Annotated in this window: 23 protein-coding genes and 1 other annotated feature; of the genes, 4 read left to right on the forward strand and 19 right to left on the reverse strand. The window is 50.6% G+C overall.

Annotated features, from left to right (window positions below):
* Positions 1–120: 120 nt before the first annotated feature.
* Positions 121–747, reverse strand: coding sequence for a ComEA family DNA-binding protein (locus ACTHRH_RS00760; protein WP_440413597.1), 627 nt, complete (start codon positions 745–747; stop codon positions 121–123).
* 364 nt (positions 748–1,111) lie between these two features.
* Here ACTHRH_RS00760 and comER point away from each other — a divergent pair, with 364 nt between their 5' ends.
* A complete protein-coding gene (gene comER / locus ACTHRH_RS00765; protein WP_440413838.1) occupies positions 1,112–1,942 on the forward strand; it encodes a late competence protein ComER in 831 nt (276 codons plus the stop codon).
* A 201-nt stretch (positions 1,943–2,143) separates the two neighbouring features.
* Here the strand turns inward: comER and leuS are convergent, their stop codons facing one another.
* The 10 genes from leuS to ACTHRH_RS00815 form a co-directional block, all read right to left on the reverse strand.
* Positions 2,144–4,594: a leucine--tRNA ligase gene (gene leuS / locus ACTHRH_RS00770; protein ID WP_440413599.1), complete on the reverse strand. Its 2,451-nt coding sequence runs from the start codon at positions 4,592–4,594 to the stop codon at positions 2,144–2,146.
* 317 nt (positions 4,595–4,911) lie between these two features.
* Positions 4,912–5,177, reverse strand: a binding site (T-box leader).
* 69 nt (positions 5,178–5,246) lie between these two features.
* A complete protein-coding gene (locus tag ACTHRH_RS00775) occupies positions 5,247–5,972 on the reverse strand; it encodes a class I SAM-dependent DNA methyltransferase (protein WP_379290572.1) in 726 nt (241 codons plus the stop codon).
* 192 nt (positions 5,973–6,164) lie between these two features.
* The gene (locus ACTHRH_RS00780) at positions 6,165–7,052 is read right to left on the reverse strand and encodes a CvfB family protein (protein WP_379290519.1); all 888 of its coding nucleotides are present in this window, start codon (positions 7,050–7,052) and stop codon (positions 6,165–6,167) included.
* Positions 7,049–7,387, reverse strand: a complete 339-nt coding sequence (gene rsfS, locus ACTHRH_RS00785; RefSeq protein WP_144939331.1) for a ribosome silencing factor — start codon at positions 7,385–7,387, stop codon at positions 7,049–7,051. Before rsfS ends, ACTHRH_RS00780 begins: the two co-directional genes overlap by 4 nt.
* 253 nt (positions 7,388–7,640) lie before the next feature.
* Complete coding sequence (gene yqeK / locus ACTHRH_RS00790) at positions 7,641–8,216, reverse strand: bis(5'-nucleosyl)-tetraphosphatase (symmetrical) YqeK (RefSeq protein WP_379290516.1); 576 nt, start codon at positions 8,214–8,216, stop codon at positions 7,641–7,643.
* On the reverse strand, positions 8,206–8,793 hold the full coding sequence (locus ACTHRH_RS00795) for a nicotinate-nucleotide adenylyltransferase (RefSeq protein ID WP_379290514.1): 588 nt from the start codon (positions 8,791–8,793) through the stop codon (positions 8,206–8,208). Before ACTHRH_RS00795 ends, yqeK begins: the two co-directional genes overlap by 11 nt.
* 67 nt (positions 8,794–8,860) lie before the next feature.
* On the reverse strand, positions 8,861–9,151 hold the full coding sequence (yhbY, locus tag ACTHRH_RS00800; protein WP_144939325.1) for a ribosome assembly RNA-binding protein YhbY: 291 nt from the start codon (positions 9,149–9,151) through the stop codon (positions 8,861–8,863).
* 66 nt (positions 9,152–9,217) lie between these two features.
* Positions 9,218–10,090: a shikimate dehydrogenase gene (locus ACTHRH_RS00805; RefSeq protein WP_440413603.1), complete on the reverse strand. Its 873-nt coding sequence runs from the start codon at positions 10,088–10,090 to the stop codon at positions 9,218–9,220.
* 24 nt (positions 10,091–10,114) lie between these two features.
* Positions 10,115–11,227 carry a ribosome biogenesis GTPase YqeH gene (gene yqeH / locus ACTHRH_RS00810; protein WP_150959241.1) on the reverse strand — a complete coding sequence of 371 codons (1,113 nt, stop codon included), beginning with the start codon at positions 11,225–11,227 and terminating at the stop codon, positions 10,115–10,117.
* A 147-nt stretch (positions 11,228–11,374) separates the two neighbouring features.
* Positions 11,375–11,869 (reverse strand): YqeG family HAD IIIA-type phosphatase, encoded by a 495-nt coding sequence (locus ACTHRH_RS00815; RefSeq protein WP_150959252.1) that lies wholly within the window; start codon positions 11,867–11,869, stop codon positions 11,375–11,377.
* A 141-nt stretch (positions 11,870–12,010) separates the two neighbouring features.
* Between ACTHRH_RS00815 and ACTHRH_RS00820 the strand changes: the two genes are divergently transcribed.
* Positions 12,011–12,874 (forward strand): alpha/beta fold hydrolase, encoded by an 864-nt coding sequence (locus ACTHRH_RS00820; RefSeq protein ID WP_379290507.1) that lies wholly within the window; start codon positions 12,011–12,013, stop codon positions 12,872–12,874.
* 48 nt (positions 12,875–12,922) lie between these two features.
* Here ACTHRH_RS00820 and ACTHRH_RS00825 read toward each other — a convergent pair whose 3' ends face one another.
* The 7 genes from ACTHRH_RS00825 to spoVAC form a co-directional block, all read right to left on the reverse strand.
* Positions 12,923–13,807, reverse strand: coding sequence for a YitT family protein (locus tag ACTHRH_RS00825; protein WP_144939317.1), 885 nt, complete (start codon positions 13,805–13,807; stop codon positions 12,923–12,925).
* Positions 13,808–14,038: 231 nt separating this feature from the next.
* The gene (locus ACTHRH_RS00830; RefSeq protein ID WP_379290504.1) at positions 14,039–16,267 is read right to left on the reverse strand and encodes a transglutaminase TgpA family protein; all 2,229 of its coding nucleotides are present in this window, start codon (positions 16,265–16,267) and stop codon (positions 14,039–14,041) included.
* Positions 16,264–17,496: a DUF58 domain-containing protein gene (locus tag ACTHRH_RS00835; RefSeq protein WP_440413606.1), complete on the reverse strand. Its 1,233-nt coding sequence runs from the start codon at positions 17,494–17,496 to the stop codon at positions 16,264–16,266. The genes ACTHRH_RS00830 and ACTHRH_RS00835 overlap by 4 nt, the downstream gene beginning before the upstream one ends.
* 4 nt (positions 17,497–17,500) lie before the next feature.
* On the reverse strand, positions 17,501–18,460 hold the full coding sequence (locus ACTHRH_RS00840; RefSeq protein WP_144939310.1) for an AAA family ATPase: 960 nt from the start codon (positions 18,458–18,460) through the stop codon (positions 17,501–17,503).
* A gap of 332 nt (positions 18,461–18,792) precedes the next feature.
* The gene (spoVAE, locus tag ACTHRH_RS00845) at positions 18,793–19,143 is read right to left on the reverse strand and encodes a stage V sporulation protein AE (protein WP_379290568.1); all 351 of its coding nucleotides are present in this window, start codon (positions 19,141–19,143) and stop codon (positions 18,793–18,795) included.
* Between the two features lie 8 nt (positions 19,144–19,151).
* Entirely contained in the window at positions 19,152–20,168 is a 1,017-nt protein-coding gene (gene spoVAD, locus ACTHRH_RS00850; RefSeq protein ID WP_379290566.1) for a stage V sporulation protein AD, read from the reverse strand.
* Between the two features lie 5 nt (positions 20,169–20,173).
* Positions 20,174–20,656 carry a stage V sporulation protein AC gene (gene spoVAC / locus ACTHRH_RS00855; RefSeq protein WP_144939308.1) on the reverse strand — a complete coding sequence of 161 codons (483 nt, stop codon included), beginning with the start codon at positions 20,654–20,656 and terminating at the stop codon, positions 20,174–20,176.
* Positions 20,657–20,818: 162 nt separating this feature from the next.
* Here spoVAC and ACTHRH_RS00860 point away from each other — a divergent pair, with 162 nt between their 5' ends.
* Both ACTHRH_RS00860 and ACTHRH_RS00865 read left to right on the forward strand, forming a co-directional pair.
* Positions 20,819–21,025, forward strand: a complete 207-nt coding sequence (locus ACTHRH_RS00860) for a DUF1657 domain-containing protein (protein ID WP_144939306.1) — start codon at positions 20,819–20,821, stop codon at positions 21,023–21,025.
* A 293-nt stretch (positions 21,026–21,318) separates the two neighbouring features.
* Positions 21,319–22,584, forward strand: a complete 1,266-nt coding sequence (locus tag ACTHRH_RS00865) for a glucuronate isomerase (RefSeq protein ID WP_440413609.1) — start codon at positions 21,319–21,321, stop codon at positions 22,582–22,584.
* An 88-nt stretch (positions 22,585–22,672) separates the two neighbouring features.
* Here ACTHRH_RS00865 and ACTHRH_RS00870 read toward each other — a convergent pair whose 3' ends face one another.
* Entirely contained in the window at positions 22,673–22,858 is a 186-nt protein-coding gene (locus tag ACTHRH_RS00870) for a hypothetical protein (RefSeq protein WP_440413611.1), read from the reverse strand.
* Positions 22,859–23,027 lie beyond the last annotated feature (169 nt).

The raw sequence follows: 23,027 nt of genomic DNA on the forward strand, positions 1-23,027 counted from the left end.
CAATGAATTCCTCCCTTTTTAGTAGCCTAATCCTATATTCTCACAATTTATACAAAAATAAAAGAGATTTCCCTACAAATCCTTCTTTATAAATGTTAGGCCGGGCGGAAGGATAATGGCTCAATCAGAAGCGCCGGGATAAGGGCTCACCGTAATCAGATCTTTCAGCTTCTCGAAGGTTTTCTGTCCGATCCCTTTCACTTCCATAAGATCGTTAATGGATTTAAACCCTTGGTTCTGCTGGCGGTACGTTACGATAGCGTTAGCCTTGCTCGGACCTATTCCCGGCAAAGCCGTTAACTCCGTAACGGAAGCCGTATTGATATCAATCAAGGACGAGTCCGCGGAAACCGCCGATGGCTGATGCGTAGACCCCGGATTTACATCATTAGGGGGTGGGCTACCTGCATTCGGAGCTTGAGCAGCTGAGGTTCCATTAGAATCTTCAACGGCGCCCGCCTGCGAATCGGAATCGCTCGTCATCCCGGCAGGCTTGCCTGTAGTATCCGGGGCGGCAGAGGGATTCGGAGCTTGGCTGCCTCCTTCTCCGCCCGAGTTCAACGACTGGCCTTCATCTGCAGAACCCGCCCAATCCGAGGCCAGCAAAGACTTCACTTCATCATTGACTGCGCTGAAGGGCTCCCATTCCCCGGCATCATACAATCTCGTAAACAATAAAAATCCAAGCAAGGCAACGGGCATCAATGAAAAAAACCAGATCCCTTTCGTTCCGAACCATCTGTCCATAGTTATCGCTACCTCCAGTATTGTAAATCAGACTTGCCCGCTGAATGCCGGGACAAGCCCTTCGCAAGATTGGATACATGCTGCGAAAATGCAAAAACCGCCCTGGGATCCTGCTTAAAGCAAGATCCGTCAGGGCGGTTCTTCCGCACATTTCCATTTATTCACTATTATATCACGCTTGGACAAAAAGACAATCCCCGGCTACGATTTCTCCGCCCAAACCGTCTCAAATTCTCCCCCTTTCCCCAATCCCCGTCCCTTCTCTTAAATCGATTACCAGATTATAGGAATGCAACCCTCATCACCCGCATATACTTATAAAAGCATTGCCGCACGTATATCACTGGTCAAGGAGGGGTTCATGATGAATACGGGATTCATCGGGACCGGCAGTATGGGAAGTATGCTGATAGAAGCATTCCTTCGCTCGGAGGCGCTGCTGCCTCAGGAAATTACCGCTTTCAATCGTACTTCAGCCAAAGCTGAACAGCTCGCCCAACGTTATCCAGGTCTGCGCATCGCGCGTTCGAATAAAGAAGTTGTACTCGAAAGCGAAATCGTCTTTCTCTGCATTAAACCAATGGAATACAAGAAGGTTTTAGATGAAATTCGGGACTTTACCGATCCGTCGCAAATCGTGGTTTCCATAACAAGCCCGGTGATGCTCGGACAATTGGAGCAGCTTCTGAACTGCCAAATCGCCAAGGTAATACCAAGTATTACCAATTTCACCTTGGGCGGAGCGTTACTGTGCATGTTCGGGGAGAGAGTCTCTGCAGCAGGTCGTGACGATTTGCTGACCCTGCTTGCAAATATCGGGCAGCCTATTAAAATTGAAGAGAAGCTCACCCGCGTCTCTTCGGATATTTCAAGCTGTGGACCGGCTTTCCTGGCATATTTTCTCGAGCATTTCATTCGCGCGTCCGTAGAAGAAACCGGAATTAACGAGCAGCAGGCTTCGGCACTCGCCGCCCAAATGCTTGTCGGTACAGGCAAGCTGTTGACCGAAGGCGGGTTTACTCCCGAGACGCTGCGGCAGCGGGTCAGTGTTCCGGGGGGCATTACTGCCGAAGGGCTCCGTCTGATGGAAAAGGAGCTGAAGGATATGTTCAATCAGCTCTTTCGGATTACCCATGCAAAATATGATGAAGATGTAGCTAAAGTAGCTTCATTGTTGTCCCGGCCTGCCGAATGAGAAAAACTCCTATCGGAGTATTTCATGGATGAGCGACCGCGTTTAGAGGATGTTATCGCCAAATAGAATTTGAATTAATTCAGGACGCAATAACTTATAAATTCTATTGTGGTAAAAAAAGACCATGCCAAGGTTCAGTCAAGCCGATATCTTCCTCCATCGGCATGAATTCACAGTTGGCACGGTCCTTAGTGGTCCCTGTTAACCGACAACGATGTTGACAAGCTTACCTGGAACGGCAATGACTTTTCTCACCGATTTGCCGGCCATGGCCTCCTTCACTTTATCCGATCCAAGGGCGGCTTCCTGCATCCCCTGTTGATCCAGATTGTTCGGAACGGAAAGCCTGTCGACGATTTTGCCGTTGATCTGTACGACGATCTCCACTTCATTCTCTACGGTCCATTTCTCATCGTAAACGGGCCATGGGACATAAGTGATCGAAGTATCCGTATGACCGAGCTTCTCCCATAATTCTTCCGCAATATGAGGGGCGATTGGAGAGAGCATCTGGACAAAGTTTTCCATGGCTTCCCATGGCAAGCTGTCCGCTTTATAAGCCTCGTTAACAAATATCATCAACTGGCTGATGGCCGTATTAAAACGCAGCGCCTCGTAATCTTCCGTTACCTTCTTGATCGTCTTGTGCCAGGTTCTTCGGAATGAATCGTCTATCTTGGAATCCTCTTTGGTTATTTTCGCATTCAGAGAACCGTCTTCTTGGATGAACAATCTCCACACGCGGTTCAGGAAGCGATATGTTCCTTCCACCCCGTTTTCGCTCCACGGCTTGGTAGCTTCCAGAGGTCCCATGAACATCTCGTACATACGCAGCGTATCCGCGCCGTATTTGCTCACAATGTCATCCGGATTGATAACATTGCCCCTGGACTTGCTCATCTTCTCGTTATTTCCTCCAAGAATCATCCCTTGATTGACCAGCTTCTGGAATGGTTCCTTGGTGGAGACGACGCCCAAATCATAGAGCACTTTATGCCAGAACCGTGCATAGAGAAGATGGAGCACCGCATGCTCCGCCCCTCCGATATATAAATCGACGGGCAGCCATTCCTTCTGCTTGTCAAAGGAACAAAGCTCCTTATCATTATGCGGATCGATGAAGCGCAAGTAGTACCAGCAGCTTCCCGCCCATTGAGGCATGGTATTCGTCTCGCGGCGCGCTTTCATTCCGGTTTCGGGATCTACTGTATTCACCCATTCTTCCACTGCAGCAAGAGGCGACTCCCCGGTCCCGGAAGGTGTGATATGATCGACATCCGGCAGGACCAGCGGCAGCTGCTCTTCCGGAACGGTCTTCATAGTGCCGTCCTCGAGGTGCAGAATGGGAATAGGCTCGCCCCAATAACGTTGTCTGCTGAACAACCAATCGCGAAGACGATAGGTAACCTTGCCGGCGCCCTTGCCGTTCTCCTCCAGCCATTGGATCATGGCGGCGATGGCTTCTTCATTACGGAGTCCATCCAGCAGCCCGGAATTGACATGCTCACCGTCTCCGGTATAGGCTTCCTCCTCCAAATTGCCGCCCTTCACCACTTCGATGATCGGAAGATTATACTGTTTGGCAAATTCGTAGTCCCGTTGGTCATGGCCGGGCACCGCCATAATCGCGCCTGTTCCGTAACCGGCAAGCACATAATCGGCAATCCATACCGGCAGTTTCGCCCCGTTGACCGGATTGACCGCATAAGCTCCGGTAAATACTCCCGTCTTTTCCTTGGCCAGGTCCGTTCGTTCCAGATCGCTTTTGCGTTCGGCTTTCTCCTTGTATTCCTTAACGGCCTGTATCTGTTCCTTCGTCGTAATCCGTTCTACCAACGGATGCTCGGGTGCCAAGACACAGTAGGTGGAGCCGAACAAGGTGTCCGGGCGGGTCGTGAATACGACAATCTCCTCTCCGGAGTGGCCATCAACGGCAAAGCGGACTTCCGCTCCTTTGGATTTTCCAATCCAGTTCCGCTGCATATCTTTGATGCTTTCGGCCCAATCGAGCTCTTCCAAATCTTCGAGCAGCCGGTCGGCGTACTCGGTAATTTTCAGAATCCATTGACGCATCGGCTTGCGAATGACCGGATGACCGCCGCGCTCACTCTTTCCGTCGATCACCTCTTCATTGGCCAGAACCGTGCCCAATGCCGGACACCAGTTAACGGGAACCTCGGCCATATAGGCGAGTCCTCGTTTATATAATTGAACAAAAATCCACTGCGTCCATTTATAATAATCCGGATCCGTCGTGCTGATTTCGCGATCCCAGTCATATGAGAATCCGAGAGATTTGATCTGTCGGCGGAAATTGTCAATATTTTTGAACGTTATGTCGCGCGGATGCTGGCCGGTATCCAACGCATGCTGTTCAGCGGGAAGACCGAAGGCGTCCCATCCCATCGGATGGAGGACGTTGTAGCCGCGCATTCTCTTATAGCGGGAGATAATATCCGTTGCCGTATATCCTTCCGGATGTCCGACATGAAGTCCCGCACCGGACGGATAAGGGAACATATCCAAGGCATAAAATTTCGGTTTATCCGAATCATCCAATACTTTAAACACTTTCTTGCTGTCCCAATACTTCTGCCACTTAGGTTCAATGGCGAGCGGGTTGTACCCGTGCCCCTTAGTTTCGTGAACCATAATTCATCCTCCTTCAACATTTTGCCGGCCCGGCAAGCTTTTAGCCCGCCCCTTTCAGCAAGCTTTTTTTAAAAAAAGTACGGTAAATGATTGATTTCTTGGCTGCTTTGTTCACCTGACTCTTGGTTAAATGACCGGAACGGTCAAAGGTCGCATTATTTAACCCCAAGGATAAACGGCTATCGCCGTCCTTTGGACAGGCGCGTTTACCGATGAAATATAAGAACAGGTATAAGGTGAAACTTATAATTTCTTATATTTTTACAATTTTCGCGGGGATCCCCGAAACTAAAAAAAACCTCCATCGCCAGCATTACGCTAGGGACGAGAGGTTTGTTCCCGTGGTACCACCCTAATTAACAGAGCGTCACAGCACTCCGTTCACTCGAAGCCCTTAACGCGGGATTAGACGGTCGGGCTAGCTTGCCCGGTTAATAACTTGGCTTTCATCTGCCAATAACCGCTGCACCTTCACCCTTCAAGCTCCGAGGCGAGTTCGCTGTTCGCGCTGCCGGCTTCCACCTGTTCTCCGGCTCTCTGCTAAACGCTCTGCAATGCTACTACTCCTCTTCATAGCCAATATTATGAAGAAATTATAATGAAAACTATGTGTTCTGTCAAGGGAGCGGGAGTGCGGACAGGCCCCACCTACTTATTTACGGGCAACAAAAAAGGCTCTCTCCGTCTCCGGGGTAACTTTATCCCATGTAAAATCAGCATAGCATTCTACCGTGGAAAAGCCGGATTTGCCAAGTAATTGCATTATCTGCTCCAGCGGATAAGCCCTTTGTACATGGGTTTCGTCCACCCTCACGTAACGGCGTCCGGCCGGACCGCCTGCCGTTTCTTCACGGACAAAGATGGAGAGCTCATGCTCCAGCTCACAAAGCTCTTCGTCCAGATGACAGGTCCAGATATAGGCTATATCCTCTTCATCCAGCACAAAAGGCTGATGCTCCGCATAATTTTGCAGCTGATAAGGGGTATGCACGTCAAACAGGAACAAACCTCCCGGATTCAGCCCTTGGCAGGTTTGCCGGAAGGCTTCCTCAAGGCTTTCAGGTTCAAGCAAATAATTCAAACAGTCACAGAAAGAAATAACGGCATCCACCGCTTCCGGCAGCTCCCATTCCCGCATGTCCTGTTGGACCCAGCGAAGAGAGCCTTCCGTTCCGTAGAGTGTTTCGCTTTTGCTTCTTGCAATAGCCAGCATGTCCTCCGACAAGTCGATCCCGGTCACATGAAACCCTTGCCGGGCCAACGGAATAGCCAAATTGCCGGTACCGCATCCGAGATCGACGACCGTAACCGGAGTGCCGTAGCGTTCCCAGCACTGCTTCGCAAAGCGAAGCCAATCCGCGTAAGGCATGTCCTCCATCAGCCGATCATAATAATATGCGAATTGTTCATAAGCCAAGGCCTTCCCCTCTCCTTCCAAAGCCGGACCATACACTACTCCATTTTATCGTTCAATGCTCTATAGGGAGTATTCCGCTCGCCCAAAATCCTCCATAAACCCCAAGTCTTAGTGTTGCGTAATCCTTGGACTCGGAACTTCTGAACCGGCGAGCTATTTAGGGGCCTTATCCTTCAAATAGGTCCAGTTTTCCTGCTGCACGATAAGCCCGTCCTTCATCAGCTTGCCCAGCGCTCTCTTGAAGGCGGCCTTGCTCATGCTGAATTTCGAGCTGATAATATCCGCGGGGGTCTGATCCGAATAAGGCATCGCCCCGTTAGGCCTCTCTTGCAAATAGGCAAGAATAACGTCAGCGTCTTCCGTACGGCTTTGCTCTTTCGGCAGGCGCATGGACAGATTAACCCGGCCATCCTCCCGGACATGAATGACCCGTACCTCCACGGATTCTCCCACTCTAAGCAGACGGGTTCTTTCCTTGGAATGAATAAGCCCGATAACCCCGAATCCGAGCACCCCGCCCTCTACTATGACGAAGGTTCCCATTTGCAAAGGCTTATAAACCCTTGCCGTCATCCATTCATTCTTCCACGATTCCGGTGCCCGGACAGCCAGCGGCGACAGCTCCTTCTCCCCGGCCAGTTTGGCCATAAGACGGCCTTGCCGGTCGTGGGCCATAGTTACAAACACCCGATCACCCACCTGCGGGCGCAGCTCCTTCAGCTCCGGAAGCTCGCGATAGGGAAGCAGAAGCTGTCTGCCGATCCCCATATCCAGAAACAGCCCGAATCTCGGATGCGCATCGGCCACTTCGAGCAGGGCGACCTCTCCAAGCCGGAGGAGCGGCTTCTTCATTGTAGCCGCCAGACGATCCTCGGTATCGTAATACAGGAACACTTCTACCATCTGCCCCGGTTCGATGTTGCCTTCCTTCTCCGTGTAGTGTAGAAGGATATCCCGGCTGCCGTCTGTCAGAAAGAAGCCGTAAGGGGAAACTTCCCTGGCTACTTGCAGCTTAACGACCGTTCCCGCCTGCAGATTCATACGGTCTCCACAACTTTCGCGTCGGACCAGATCCGCTCAATGTTGTAATACTCCCTGTCTTCCCTATGGAACACATGAACGACGATATCCCCCAGATCGATAAGCACCCACCGGGCGTTATCCAACCCTTCTACTCCGCGTACCGTCCATTTTTGTTCATCCGCTTTTTTGCGGATGGAGGTGACAATCGCCTGGACCTGGGTTTCCGAATTTCCATGGCAAATTACAAAATAATCGGCGATCAACGATATTCCGCGCAAATCCAAAACGACCGGATCGTACGCTTTTTTATCCTCGGCCGCCTGGATAACCATTGACAGCATTTGTTCATTCATTCGATTTATGACCTCCCAACGCCCGGAAATACGGTGGCGGATCGATCCTTCGCTAAGCCGGGACTTCTGAAAATCTGCCGCCGTACCCCCGAAATTAGTATGCGTAATATTTATAAAAAAAGCTTCTAACGAAGCCTCTTCGAAGACGAATAACCCGGTTTTAAAGGTAGCTTTTTATGCCAATTAGAAAATTTGTTCCATTTTAATGCTTTAATGAACTTAAACTTTCTAATGTGGTAAAAAAGGGCCTACTTTAACCTGACCGCTGAACCAGCTCGTCAATCAGCGAGTTTCGGGCCATGATGGTCATAGGATAAACCTTCTGTCCCTTCTGCAGCAAGAAGGAAATCGTTGAATCGAAGCCCGCAATCAGTGCTCTCTCCAGGCTCAATTCAGCCAATGACCTTATTTGTTCTACACCCGGAAAATCCCTTCCCGGCTCAATGTAATCGGCCAAACAAACAATTTTGTCCAACAGGGTCATACCGGGACGGCCGGACGTATGGTAACGGATCGCATCCAGGATTTCCTTATCGTTAATGCCAAGCTCTTGTTCAGCCACCCAGGCCCCCGCCGGTGCATGCCACAGAGGTTTGTCATATTGGAGAAGATCGTCAGCAAGCCCGGCCTGCTCAATGACCTTCCTCTGCTGCTCAATCGGCCAGTATTTACAATAATCGTGGAGAAGCGCAGCCAAATCCGCTTTGACCGGATCCGCGCCGAATCGGCCGGCCAGCACGACCGAGGTCTCCATAACCCCCTGAGTATGCAGCCATCTTTGCTCCGGCATCTGCTCCCGTACAAGGTCGATCAGTCGTTCACGATCCATAAATACCACTCCTTTCGATATATAGTCGGACTGATTCCGGAACTCTATAGCGAATAGAGCGTCCGTTCCGTATGCGCTCGCGTATGTCGGTGGAGGAAATCTCCATAGCCGGCATAGTCATCAGCTTGATTCGGCTGCGCAAATGGGACGGCAGCGCTTCTAGGTCGATATCAAAGCCCGGGCGCCCGACCCCAAGGAACGTTACCATTTCGGAGAGCTTCTCAATTTGATGCCACTTGGGCAGATACATTACCATATCCGCGCCGATAATATAATGGAAACGATGATCGGGATAAAGCTGCTGCAGCCTCGTAACCGTATCGTACGTATAGGACGTTCCGCCTCTGGTTAATTCCACATCCACGGCTCTATAAGAAGGATGAGAATCGATCGCAAGACTGACCATTTCCAATCGCTGATCCGGTGAAGCCAATGGAGTATTAGGCTTATGGGGAGGGATATTGGCAGGCATGAACCAGACCTCGTCCAGCCCCGCTTCCTCAAGCGCCGTCTCCGCGGCGACCAAATGGCCGGTATGAATGGGATCGAAAGTTCCCCCCATGATTCCGATTAACACATCTCCACCCCATCCCATGAAAAAAGTAAATCATTACATCCGAACAGCTCTTCCTGTTCCGAATTTATTATTCCAGCTCGATGGACTTGTTTTCCTTCGATTCTTTATACAGGACCACGATTTTTCCGATCTTCTGAACGAGCTCCGCACCCGATTGTTCCGCCAGCTCGCGGGCGACCTCCTCCCGGTCCTCCAAACAGTTGTTCAGAATCGTCACTTTGATCAATTCCCTGGCTTCCAGCGCCTCCTGAATGTGAGTGATCAAGTGATCGTTGACACCGCCTTTGCCTACTTGGAAAATAGGATTCAGATGGTGTGCCAGAGAGCGTAAATATCTCTTTTGTTTACCTGTCAACATATACGTTTTCCTCAATTCTTATAGTTTAGCCATAGAAATCAGACTCAATTTCGTTTAGCCTCAAGATCATTCCGGAGAGAGCGACCGTTGGACAACCGCGCGCATAGCTTCTACCGGGGCAGGTTGTCCGGTCCAATATTCAAAAGCGTAGGCTCCTTGATAAATGAACATTCCAAGCCCGCCATGAACCGATGCGCCTCTCGCTTTGGCTTCCCTTAACAGCCGGGTCTCCAAAGGATTGTACACAATATCGCTGACGAGAAGCCCCGGGTGAATGAGCTCCGGTTCGATCGGAATATCCTCCACTTTCGGATGCATCCCGACCTTTGTAGTATGGACAAGAAGCTCAGCCTCATGAATCCGCGATTTTACCGCGTCCAGGCCGATGCCTTCCGACCGGGTAAATCCGTCCAGATAGGACGCCAATTCCTCCGCCTTGGAGACGGTCCGGTTGGCAACGATAATCCGTGAAGCCCCTTCCTTGGCCAGGGCGTAACCAATTCCCCGGGCCGCGCCGCCTGCCCCCAGCAGGATGACGGTTTTCCCCTGTATATCGAATCCCGCTTCCTCTTTCAATGACCGAACATAACCGATTCCATCCGTATTATAGCCCTTTAACTTCCCCTCGGCGTTGACAATCGTATTAACCGCTCCGATGGCCCGCGCATGCTCGTCAATTTCATCCAAATAATCGATCACTTCCAATTTATGGGGAATAGTGACATTAACCCCGCGGAAGCCTAGTGCCCGTATTCCTCGGACCGCATCCTGCAAAATTCCGGGCCGGATGTGAAAAGCGGCATAAGCCGCGTTGATTCCAGCCACTTCGAAGGCCCGGTTCAGCATGAGCGGCGATTTGGAATGGGCTACCGGATCGCCGAATACCCCGTACATGACGGTGGCCGTATCGATTCCTCCTGTCCCGACAACGGCTGACATGAAGATTTCTCCTCCCATTATGTTCTATATTAAACTGTCTCGTACCGCAATTTTAACGCCCTTGGGAGCGTGAATGACCAGTTCCGCACCTTCCGGGCTGTTGATCTTGATCCATCCCAAACCGGAAATCAGAACGTCGGATTGCTGGCCCTTGCGGATGGAAACCGGATGCTTGGCCAGAGGCGGGATCTGCTCCAGTTGTTCCTTGGTCGGAGGCTTCAGAAGCTCTCCTCTATGATTGTTATACAGCTCATCCGCCCGCTCCAGCTTCGTCCGATGAACCGGCAGCGAGTTCGAAAAGAAGCAGGTAAAGGACTGGCGCGGACCTTTGGCAAAATCGAAGCGGGCAAAGCCGCCGATAAACAATGTCTGCTTCTCGTTCAATTGATAAACGGCCGGTTTAATGGTCTTATCCGGCAGCAGGACCGGCAGAACCGGCTTGGGCACCAATTCCGTCAGCCGATAGCTGTAGACGATTCCCGGGGTATCGATGATCGACTTCCCGTCATCCAGAGGGATGCGGACCAGATCAAGAGTCGTCCCCGGATACTGCGAGGTGGTCAACTCCGACTCCAGATCGCTGTAATCCCGGATGAGACGGTTAATGAGCGTCGATTTCCCCGCATTCGTCGCCCCCACTACATAAACATCGCGCCCTTTACGGTACTCTCCCAGCTTCTCCAGCAGCCGGTCGAATCCGATATTTTTCTTGGCGCTGCAAAGAACGACGTCGACGACCTTCAATCCGCTCTCCTTCGCCTGCTTGCGAATCCAGTTCAAAATCCGGTTCCAATTCGTCACCTTCGGAAGCAAGTCCATTTTATTGACCACAAGCAGTATGGGATTATTTCCGACAAAACGCTGGAGCCCGCTGATCAGGCTTCCCTCAAAATCAAACAAATCAACGATGTGGATCACAAGGCTGTTCGTCTCTCCAACATGGGAAAGCATCTTCAGGAAATCATCCTGATTCGGAGTGACGGATGATATTTCATTATAGTGCTTAATGCGATAGCAGCGCTGGCAAATAACCGGCACCTTCAATAAGGCCTGCTCGGGGACATATCCCAACCTGGACGGGTCATCTGTCTGAAGCTCTATCCCGCAGCCTTCGCATTGCAGCAAATCTTCTTCCATAGGTTCCTCCTGAATGTAGTGTCGTGTATAGTCAAAGTTCTTTACATTTGATTTACGTTGCCAGGTTTGGATTTCCATCGCCACGAATTATGCAGCACCCGATGATTGATCCAATTACTTATATTAAAGCATTTCAATCAAGCAGCTTTATTTTTTCATTAAAGCTCTGGCCGCCTTCTCCAGTCTTCGGTTAATGCGGGTAAAAAACCCTTCATCGACCAAAGAGATAGGCTGAACCAGAATCGTGTACAGCCCCATCCGGTTGCCGCCCAGCACATCCGTAAGCATCTGATCCCCCAGAACAGCTATTTGCTCCGGCTTGAGCCCCATCCATTCCATCGCCTTGCTGAACGATTGGACCGACGGCTTGCGTGCGTTATGAATATAGGGGACATTCAGCGGCTTGGCGAATGTAGATACTCTCGTTTCGTTATTATTAGATACGATGACGACTTTAAACCCGAGGGATTGCAAGTAGTCCAGCCACTTCACCAGCTCGGGAGTGGCTAGAGGAACTCTGGCTCCGACCAGCGTATTATCCAAATCCGTAATAATGCCGCGTATTCCTTCGTTCCACAGTTCGTCCAGGGCAAGGTCATAGATCGAATTAACCTGGCGCCTGGGAATTAATTTGTTTAACAACCGGTTCACCCCAGTTTTTTCCCTTATCGATACAGAAAAACTATACCATAATTCGGCTTTTTTGCAAAAAAGACTTTAGAGGAACTAAGCCGGGATTGGGCATTTTAATATTAAATCTGAAATGCAAGGAGCTGAATAGTTGTGCCGATCCGAACCATCAACGGGAACAAGATGCACTTTCATGTTTCCGGGAAGGGAGATCCTATCCTCTTCATCCATCCTCCTCTTCTGACGAGCGCCAACTTTAATTATCAGAAAGCGGATTTATCCAACGATTATCAGGTCGTCACCTTCGACATCCGCGGCCATGGAAAAAGCGAGCCGTCGCGAGTACCGCTCGACTATACTCTGATCGTGGAAGATATTAAGCAGCTGATGGATGAGCTTAAAATAAAAAAAGCCTACCTATGCGGGTATTCTACCGGAGGCTCCATCGTATTGGAGGCCATGCTGACTTATCCGGAAAGAATTATGGGCGGAATTCTGATCAGCGCCATGTCCGAGGTAAGCGATTGGAAGCTCCGCAGCAAAATTCGGTTAGGGCAATGGCTAACCCGGTTCAAGGCCAAACCGGTCATGAATGCCTCGGTATGTGCCGGCAATTCGGACAGTCTGCTTACTTTTCGCAATTTATCCAGAACCGCGCGCGAAGGCTCTGTTCAGGACTGGATGAATTACTACCGATACAGTCTGAAGTACAATTGCACCGAGTGGCTGCAGACGATTCACGCCCCTGTCCTGTTGATTTATGGAACCAAGGATAAAAGCTTCTTCCGCTATGCTTCAATGCTTCATCATAAGCTGCCTAATTCACGGTTATTCTTTGTTAAAGGGGTCCGACACCAAATTCCGACGAAAGCCCCCGTGGCGATGAATGATCTAATCCGTTACTGGATTGAGGATTTAAAAAATAGGGAAAAGGCCGCATCCGACGACTTGGACCGCAAGCCGGTATGGATGGATGCGGAAATCCCCGCCCCCGATTTTGAACATATTCCTCATTAAGACCAATAGAGCCGGTCCGGGCGGATAACGGCGAATAGGCCGCCGCCCTTAATGGATGTCTTTCTTCTTGAACTGCCCGCCCTGAACATCGTGAATGTTGCCAATCGCCAAGAAAGCGTTGGAATCCCACTCCTCGACAATTGATTTTAATTTTGCTTCTTCCAGTCGGGTGATGATGCAGAAGACGACTTTCTTATCCTCCCCGCTGAACCCGCCTTCTCCGTTCAAATAGGTAACTCCGCGGCCCAAACGGTTCAGCAGTGCCTTGCCGATTTGCTCGTATTTGTCGCTGATGATCCATACCGCCTTCGATTCATCGAAGCCTTCGATGACGATATCGATCATTTTGAAAGCAATAAAATAAGCAATCAAAGAATACATCGCCTGATTCCAGCCAAATACGAAGCCCGCACTGCCCAGAATGAAAATATTGAAGAACATAACAATTTCGCCTACGGAGAACGGGCTTTTCTCATTGAACAGAATAGCAATAATTTCCGTCCCGTCCAACGATCCTCCGGCCCGGATGACCATTCCTACACCCACGCCCACAATAATGCCCCCGAATACGGAAGCGAGCAGCGGATCGTCCGTGAACGGATCGGAATTGTGCAGCAGGAAGGTTCCCACCGACATGAGAATAACCGCAAACAAAGTGGAGATGGCAAACGTTTTTCCTATTTTTTTATACCCTATGTACAAAAACGGGAGATTGAACAGCAGTAGAAAAATCCCTACAGGCAAATTGGTGAGATGTGAAGTAATGATCGATATGCCAGTAATGCCCCCATCAATAATCTTGTTTGGTACCAGGAACATTTCCAGCCCGACCGACACAAAACCGGCCCCAAGCAAGATGAAAAACGCTCGCTTGACAAGTTTAATGGCTGTCAGCCGGGCATGTGACTCTATAGACTCTTCCGGATGATTCATACGGTTTCCCCCTTTAATGACTTTTCCTACAGTATATTATTGTATACTAAAACCTTTTTCTTCCGAAGATTTTTTTTGCATATGGGTCGGAATATTTGTTACTCTAACCCATCATCATCTCCAAATTGGATTATATTATCTGGCGACCCGGAAAAGGAGCAATCCCGGGAATTGTGTAATCATTATCCCCTTTGGATTGCTCCAGAAAGTACCTGGGCCTATTCGGATGAATTAAACGATTTCCTTTAATTTCTTGACGAGTGCAACGGTTTGTTCGTACTCCTCCCGGGTAATCGGCGACCCGCTGTATTTGGCCTTCTCGAACAACCCCAACAGCTTCAGCATATCACCGGATGCCCACACCTGCTGATTCGCCCAACGCTGAATCGTCTCCCGCGCCGTTTCATAATCATGTGCGCGCCGTCCCTTGCGCTTGGCATGCCGGATAAACCGGTTGTATTCAACGATAATCTGCTGCCGCAAGCCCGATGCGGGCAGTTCCCTGAATACGATCCGCCGGATTCGGGTCCTTCCCCAGCGGGTCATTCCCACGGCTGCGGCTGCAAGCAGGAGACCGGCGGCCGCTATCCATCCAATCAGCACCTGCGTCCCGCGGTTGCCGAACGGCCCGTCAGCTGGTACATCCTCTGATTCGGGCAACGATTCCGGAGCCTCGTCAAGTTCGGGCTGAGGATTGTCTTCGCCGGAGGGCTGCGCAAGAACGGGCAGGGCGAAACCGGCAGTCGGCTCGAATGGAATCCAGCCATAGCCTTCAAAATAAACCTCCACCCACGAATGCGCGTCTGAGTTGCGAACCGTGTATAAGCCGGCTCCATTCGGATCCATCTCTTCGTATGGATTCAAGCCAATATTTTCGTCAAAGGAAAGACTCCCCGGCGCAAAACCTTTCACCCAACGGGCAGGCATCCCTATTGAGCGGGTCATGACCACCATCGCAGACGAGAAATAATCACAGTAGCCTTCCTGTATTTCAAATAAAAACCGATCGACGAAATCCATCGAATCCGAACCGTTAGAGTTGGGATTGTTCGTATATTTGAAATTCGTCTGCAGGTAACGCTCAATAGCTTTAACCTGGTCATAAGGCGTTGCTTCGTCTTTCGTGATCTCCTGGGCCAGTCCGCGGACACGGTCCGGCACGGAATCCGGAAGCTGCAAGTATTCCGCCATCTCTCCGGGGTTCACCGGCCGGTGCGCATTGCGAAGCTCTCCCTCCCGGACAATTGGGACTTGGGATACAAGAGTATAAGTCGTGGGATAAGGCCGGGAGGGCCTCTCTGTCCAACGAAGCTCGGAGGATCGTTCCATCCATAGCAGCCGCTCAAAACCCGGCTCGGCCATCACTTCATCCGCCTGCTGTATGGCATATGCCCCGAACAGAACCGGATAGGTATCCTCTCTAAGCATCGTGACGGTCTGCCTCACTTCCACCGTTTCAGTCAAGGAATCCTTGAAACGCGGGTAGCTTCGCAGCGTCCTGGAGGGACGAACCTCGGAGGACGGCCCGAGCTTCTCCGCAGCGCTCTGTTCCCAGCCGCTTCCGGTATATACGGAACGAACTTCCCCTCGCCAGTAGCTTCGATGAGTCGTTTCCACGGTCATGATCGGGCTGTAATCGAAATTAAAGCCGCCTCCCAATTGATCGTCGTTCCTGCCATATCCGGAGGAGGCATCCAGGTCGTTCAAGATTGAGCTGAAGCCTTTACCATTGAAGGAAACCTGCTCGCCCTTCCAATTTTTCCACAGTGTGTAAGGATCCGTCAGGATATTGCTGACGTTGGGCGCGAACACTCCCGGGACGATAGTGAACACCAGCAGCAGCACAATCGGAATTCCGACGGTGGCCGGATAATCCGCCAGGTAAGCCCAGCCAATCGGGTTCCTCCGCCTTAGTTCAATAAAATGACGGATAATCAATAAGCACAGGCCGCACGCTATAACTACCGCTACTTGTTTCCATAAATAGATTTGGCTAAACGAATCGCGGACGGCCATCGCCATGATGCTTATAAACATTAACAAATAGATCCGCCACCGTACCTGAACCCAGTATATCGTTGTAATATATATAATCCAGGTGCCTAAGGTGAACCAGATAAAAGGATGGGGATGGCCGAGAAAATCCCACAGCTGTTCCTGAAAGGAGGGCTCCCTGATAGCTGCAGGGGTATAATCGACAGCGACATAGGTATAGATAGCCACCGCGGCCGCCTGCAGCCAAAAACGGTAGCCGCCCGCCCTGTATAGAAGGATTTCCAGCACACCGACAATGACAAGTGTGGTTTTAATATAGAGGACCGTCTCCGGAAGCCATACATATTCCTCCTGAGCCAGCCAGATGACGAATTGCAGCAGGAAAATCCCGGACAGAAGCACAGTCAGTCTATGCGCCCAATCGTTCAGCAGAAGTGTGATGAACCGATTTTGTCCCTGTCTCATCGCACATTTCCCCCTAACACGTAGGGAAGCTCCTGCAGGGTATGAACCGAATAACCCAATATACCTTTTGCCTTCAGAAGCTTCATCCAGTTATCTCCGGTTCCCCGGCCTTCTCCACTAATACAAAGATGACACGGATTCAACTGACGGAGCTTCATCCAGCCAAGACTTTGAGCCATCGGTTCTCCCTGCAAGGGCGAAATGACCAAGGCGAATGTCCCCGCCGGCAAGTGGATGGAATGTTCGTGAATGACCTGCTGAAGGGAACGGGGAGCATTGGCCTCCACTTCAACCAAATGATCGAGCATCGGATTATGGCCTGCGGACGGATGTCCCGGCGGAATGTACTGATGAGTCAACAGGCCGGCCAATAGTCCGTTCCTGGAGGCATAATCCAATAACGAAGCGGCTACCGACACAGCCAGCTCAAACTGATCGGAGGAGGAATAATGATCGGGATGACAATCCAAAATTATGATCGTCTTCGGAAGAGATTCCTTCTCAAACTCCTTCGATTTGAGCGTCCCTGTCTTGGCTGTCGCATTCCAGTGAATACGGGATAACCGGTCCCCGTAGTTATACTCCCGGACACCGTTGATCTGTGTCGTTTCCCGGACCGCCCGGGTCGTCATGGAATGAAAATGATTGCCTCTGAACATGAAGTGGAGCTGGCTCCATTCCTTGATCGCGACTATTTTCGGATAGACTTTGAAGCTGTAAGGAAGATGAATGACTCCCGTATGCTGGAAGATTCCAAAAATATCCTCGGTAGAGCACTCCGTCGTTCCAAATTGATAAACCCCGCGGCGAAGAGGCGCTGTCCTGTACTCCACAACTCCCCTCCTGCCCCAATCCGGAACCAGCGATGCTTCAAACCGCTGCTCTCCGCCGTTCTTGCGGCTAATCCGGTCTTTAATAAACACATACGGAATCGGCCAGAAGCCGGGTATTTGCACTTGAAGATGAATGGTAACGGAAGTCCCCGCCACGAGCTTGCCGTCTTGTTCCATAAGCAGAGTACGGCTTCCCGTCGTCTTCTTAATTCCGCTCCATCTGCCCATAATCAGGTAGACCGTCAGGATAAAAACGATGATAAACAGCATAAAGGCCAGCTTGCCGCCCTGAAACAGGAGAAAAAATAACGAACATATAAAAACGGCGAGAACAATACCCAAGCGGATTGGAAAGCTGGCGAATTTCGACCCGATATTGCTGTAGTATTCGTTCATTGGATCACTTCTCCAATCGCACCGGTACTCTCACCTGCCGAAATACCGTTTCCAGCACCGATAAGATGGTCGCTCCCTCCATTCTCGCTTCGGACTGAAGAATAATGCGGTGTCCAAGCACATAAGGGGTCAGTTCTTTAATATCGTCAGGGATGACATAATCTCTTCCTTGTATGAAAGCATATGCCTTGGCCGCATGGACCAGGGACAGAGTCGCTCTGGGGCTGGCCCCCAGGTATATGGCCGGCTGCTCTCTGGTCAGGCGGACCAGTTGGACAGCATATTGAGCGACAGCTTCGTCCATATGGATCTGACGAACCAGGTTCTGCAAACCGATAATCTGTTCGGTCGTAGCCACAGGCTGCAGATCCTCGAGCGGATGACTTCTGCTCTGTGCGGTAATCATCTGTAATTCCGTATCCTGGCTCGGATAGCCAAGGCTGAATTTCATCATGAAACGGTCCAGCTGCGCTTCAGGCAAATTATACGTGCCTTCGAAATCAATCGGATTCTGCGTAGCCAGCAGCAGGAATGGTCTCGGCAGCTCGTAGCATTCTCCGTCTACGGTCACATGCCTCTCTTCCATAGCCTCCAGCAGTGCCGACTGTGTCTTGGTCGTGGCCCGATTGATTTCGTCTATCAGCAGGATGTTGGTCATTACAGGGCCTGGACGAAATATGAAAGATTCTTCTTTCGGATGGAAAATAGATACGCCCGTAATATCGGTGGGAAGTAAATCGGGGTTGCATTGGATCCGGCGATATTGCCCTTGAATGGATCTTGCAAGCGCTTTAATCAGCACTGTCTTTCCGGTCCCCGGAACATCCTCGAGCAGTACATGGCCTTCGGCCAGCAGAGCGGTAAGCAACAGATTGATTTCTTTCTCTTTACCAAAAATGCAAGATTCCAGATTCGTTCGCAATTGCAGAATAAGCTGCATCTCTTCCTTCGGGATGCTCTCCATGGACACTCCTCCTTCTTGCTTCATTCCTGGACCGGCATCATCTGCCTCTAAGGCAGTCTCCCTTTTATTGTACAAGATTTAACAGGCTAAGTATACTTCAAAAGACCCGACTTCCATATTAGGTTAGCTTATCATAATCCCGGAACAGAATGGCGAGTCACCGGTCACACGGCAAGGTTATACGTTATCGCCGTCCTTTCGGACAGGCGCGTTTACCGATGAAATATAAGAACAGGTATAAGATGAAACTTATACTTATTATTTCAAAAAAAGACCCTGCCCGGGCGATACTCGCCGGGAGGGTCTGCTCATAAAGTTCCTATATTTACCATCTAGCCTCTGGGGCGGCAGACCAGAGCGGCCAAAAAGGAAAAGATGATCGCCGCCGATATACCGGCACTGGTAACTTCAAAAATACCGGTAATAATACCGACCCAGCCGTTCGTTTCGATTTCCCTGATGGCGCCGTGAACGAGCGAGTTTCCGAAGCTTGTGATCGGAACGGTCGCCCCGGCACCGGCGAACTTAATCAGCGGCTCGTACAGGCCCAGCCCATCCAGAACGGCCCCGGCAACAACCAGCGCGCTCATCGTATGGGCCGGCGTCAGCTTGGCGACGTCAAGCAGCAGCTGACCCACCACGCAGATGGCGCCCCCCACTACAAATGCCCAAACATATTGCATAAACATCGCTATTCCCTCCTTCCGCTCTCAATAGCGACAGCGTGCGCGATGCATGGAATGCTTTCGCCTTGCTGGTAGGATAACGGCGATAACAACGCTCCAGTCGCAACGACAAGCATTCTGTTGATTTCGCCGTTGCGCATTTTTTTCATTAAATGGCCGTATGTGACGACGGCGGAGCAGCCGCAGCCGCTGCCTCCGGCCTGAACCGGCTGCTTGTCCAGATCATAGATCATCAGCCCGCAATCCATGAAGGTGGTCTGCTGCATAGGGATCTTGTGCTTCTCCAGCAGCTCGCTGGCGATAGCGTGACCTACCTTGGCCAAATCCCCGGTAACGATCAAATCATAATAGCCCGGTTCAATACGGAAATCGCGAAAATGGGCCTGCAGCGTGTCCACTGCGGCAGGAGCCATGGCCGCCCCCATATTGAATGGATCCTTGATGCCCATATCGACCACGCGTCCAATCGTTGCCCGGGTAATGATCGGCCCCTCCCCTTTAGCGGCAACGACGGCGGCTCCGGCACCGGTAATGGTATATTGAGCGGTTGGCGGCTTCTGCGACCCATATTCGGTCGGATAACGAAATTGCTTCTCCACCGTACAGTTATGGCTGCAGGTTCCCGCCAGGGCATAATTAGCGCCTCCCGTATTAACGATCATGGCGGCAAGGGCAAGGCTTTCCATCGAGGTGGAGCATGCCCCGAACACGCCTAAATAAGGGACGGACAAGGTTCGTGCGGCGAAGGAGTTGCTAATGATCTGATTCATCAGATCGCCGCCTACATAGAAATTGATTTTCTCTTTAGTCGTCTTTGCATTCTCGATCGCCAGCTTCGTGGCTTCCTCCATTAACTTGCGCTCCGCTTTCTCCCATGTTTTCTCCTGCAGCGTCATATCGCCGTGAACGATATCGAAATCGTCACCGAGAGGCCCGTTGCCCTCCTCCGGACCTACAACGGTAGCCGTCGAAAGGATCACCGGCTTATTCTCGAAGGCCCAGCTCTGGTAGCCGCGCAAAATTCTCACTAGGATCCTCCTCCCGTCCCGAGGAACAACAGCCTTAGCAAGCCAATAACGAAGGCGGCCACGGTCCCGAATACGATGACCGATCCGGCCAGCTTGAACATATTTCCGCCTACTCCCAGCACAATTCCCTCGCTTCGATGCTCCAGGGCGGCGGAACACATCGAGTTGGCAAATCCGGTTACCGGCACGGCTGTTCCGGCTCCCGCCCACTGGGCTATTTTGTCATACACTCCCAGACAGGTTAGTACTACGGATATAAAAATCAAAACAGCCACGGTCGGGTTCCCCGCCTCTTCCTTGGGAAAGCCGAAATAAATCTGAAACATGAACATAAGGGCCTGTCCTATAACACAGATTAACCCTCCCACCACAAAAGCAAGGACACAATTTCTCAGAATGGGGCGCGGCGGCTCTTTATGCTTAGCCAAAGCCTGGTATTCCTGCATCGTCGGTGTAAATTTCTTTTTAGCTTTGACATTCATACCCAATAACCTCCCTGGACTCTAATCATTTCACCTAAAATGCTCTGCTTAAATTATTTGCCAAACCTTCTCTGCTTATGAATTTTGGTCAGGGTATGTTTTTGCCACGGACAGCAAATATTAATGGAGGGTTTTTTAAACTATTGCAGGGAGGTGCAGCCTGTGACCGTATCTTCTCAAGTAAAAACTTGCGTCGCATCCTTAAAGAGCGCTCAAGCCAGTCTGGAGCAATTCGCTCTGAACACGCAAAATCAGGAAGCTAAAACATTATTTGAAAATGCTTCGAAAACAACCCAACAAGTGATTGATCAACTGGCGAACCGCGTTCAGCAGTTGGAGAATGAAGAACCTCAATACAAAGGATTTTAATGGCACGCAAACGAAAAACCGGCCCGCAGCAGGCCGGTTTTTCGTTTGCGAGAGATTTTTATAAGAACACAACGAGCAGGATCACCAGCAAAATAAACAGGATAAGAATTAGAATCGTTTCCGCTTCCCGTTTCATGGACAGTTACCTCTGTCTTTCTCCCTGATGATAGGGGAAATGGTATTCCTCAGCATATTACAATATCGTATGCAGACGCTATTAGATCGTAAATGAGTCATACGCCTATTCTACGAAAAATGATATAATAGGAAGTATTGTGAAGGAGGAATGACATATGACTATACGGACCAAAGAACAGTTGAACGACTTCGTGAAAGAAACGGTAGCCCATTGTCCGGTCACCGACATTCATACCCATCTCTTTGCGGAATCCTTCGGCGATTTGCTGCTGTGGGGAATCGACGAGCTGCTTACATATCATTATTTAATTGCCGAGACCATGAGATTCCGTCCGGATTTGCCATATGAGCAATTCTGGAGCATGACCAAACAAGAGCAAGCCGACCTTATTTGGCAGACCCTATTTATCGAACATTCCCCTTATAGCGAAGCATGCCGCGGCGTCGTCACCGTATTAAACCGGCTCGGGTTTGACTTGTCCAAGCGGGATCTGAATGAATACCGCGCCTATTTCCGTTCGGTAACGGCGGAAGAGCATATCAACCGGATTATGGAATTAGCCAAAGTGAAGACCGTCGTCATGACGAACGATCCTTTCGATGACTACGAGCGGGCCCAATGGGATAGAGGCATCCGCCAGGATTCCCGCTTCCAGGCAGCTTTAAGAATCGATCCTCTGCTTAACCTGTGGGATACGAGCTGGAGCAAGCTGAAGGATCAGGGATATAACGTTACGGAAGACTTGAACGAGCAAACTCTGGCGGAAATCCGCCGTTTCCTCAAGGATTGGATCAAGCGGATGGATCCGTTGTATATGGCGGTCTCGCTCCCGTCCGATTTCGCTTATCCCGAGGCTTCGGTCCGGGGAACGATTATCGATGAGTGCATCATTCCCGTTACCCGCGAAGCAGGCATTCCTTTCGCCATGATGATAGGAGTGAAGCGCAAAGTCAATCCGGCCCTCAGAGACGCCGGTGACAGTGTGGGCAAGAGCGATATCGGGGCTGTGGAACGAATAGTCAGCCGATATCCGGACAACAAGTTTCTCGTTACTATGCTGTCCCGGGAGAATCAGCACGAGCTGGCGGTAACGGCCAGGAAGAACCGCAACCTGCTCGTATTCGGCTGCTGGTGGTTCCTGAACAACCCGAGCCTGATAGAAGAAATTACCCGCATGCGTCTGGAATTGCTGGGCGGCAGTGTTATTCCTCAGCATTCCGACTGCCGCATTCTGGATCAGCTTCTATACAAGTGGGATCATTCCCGAACCATCATCGCCAAGGTGCTGTGCGATAAGTACGGGGACCTGTTCGACGCCGGCTGGCGGTTAGAAGAGGATGAAATCCGCAGGGACGTGGAGGATTTATTGGGTGGAACTTTCTGGAAATTCCTAGGCAGACCGGATCCGGCCCTTTCCTAATGCCAACATTATCATAAGAATAAGGCTCGCAATTCCCGCGGAGTTGTGAGCCTTTCCATTTTAGATGAAGAAGCCTTGCTTGCCTCATTCAGCCGAGAAGCAGGATGATCGCACCGAAGCAAGCAAAGAAGCCGCCCCATACCCTTCCCCACTTCCAATAAGCCGCCTTGGTCGTTATCCGCTCCGATTCCGGTCCGATCCACATAGCCACGGACTTGGGAAAGCAGGCGGACAGCAGTCCGAACAGGATGAAGAAAACTCCAAAGTATATCAACGTCCTCCCCCTTTCGTTGTAAATTCCAGCGAATTCATTTTCCATTAGTATATACCTGTAAATAAAGGATTCAAACGCGCAAACTTCCGCCTCCCGAATTCTTTATTCTTATCCATGGAACCAGCCACAGCGAAAATGTAACGGAACTGGGAGACCTTATTTCGTCAAA

It is taken from the genome of Paenibacillus sp. SAFN-117, from assembly GCF_051966115.1.
Lineage (GTDB): Bacteria > Bacillota > Bacilli > Paenibacillales > NBRC-103111 > Paenibacillus_L > Paenibacillus_L residui.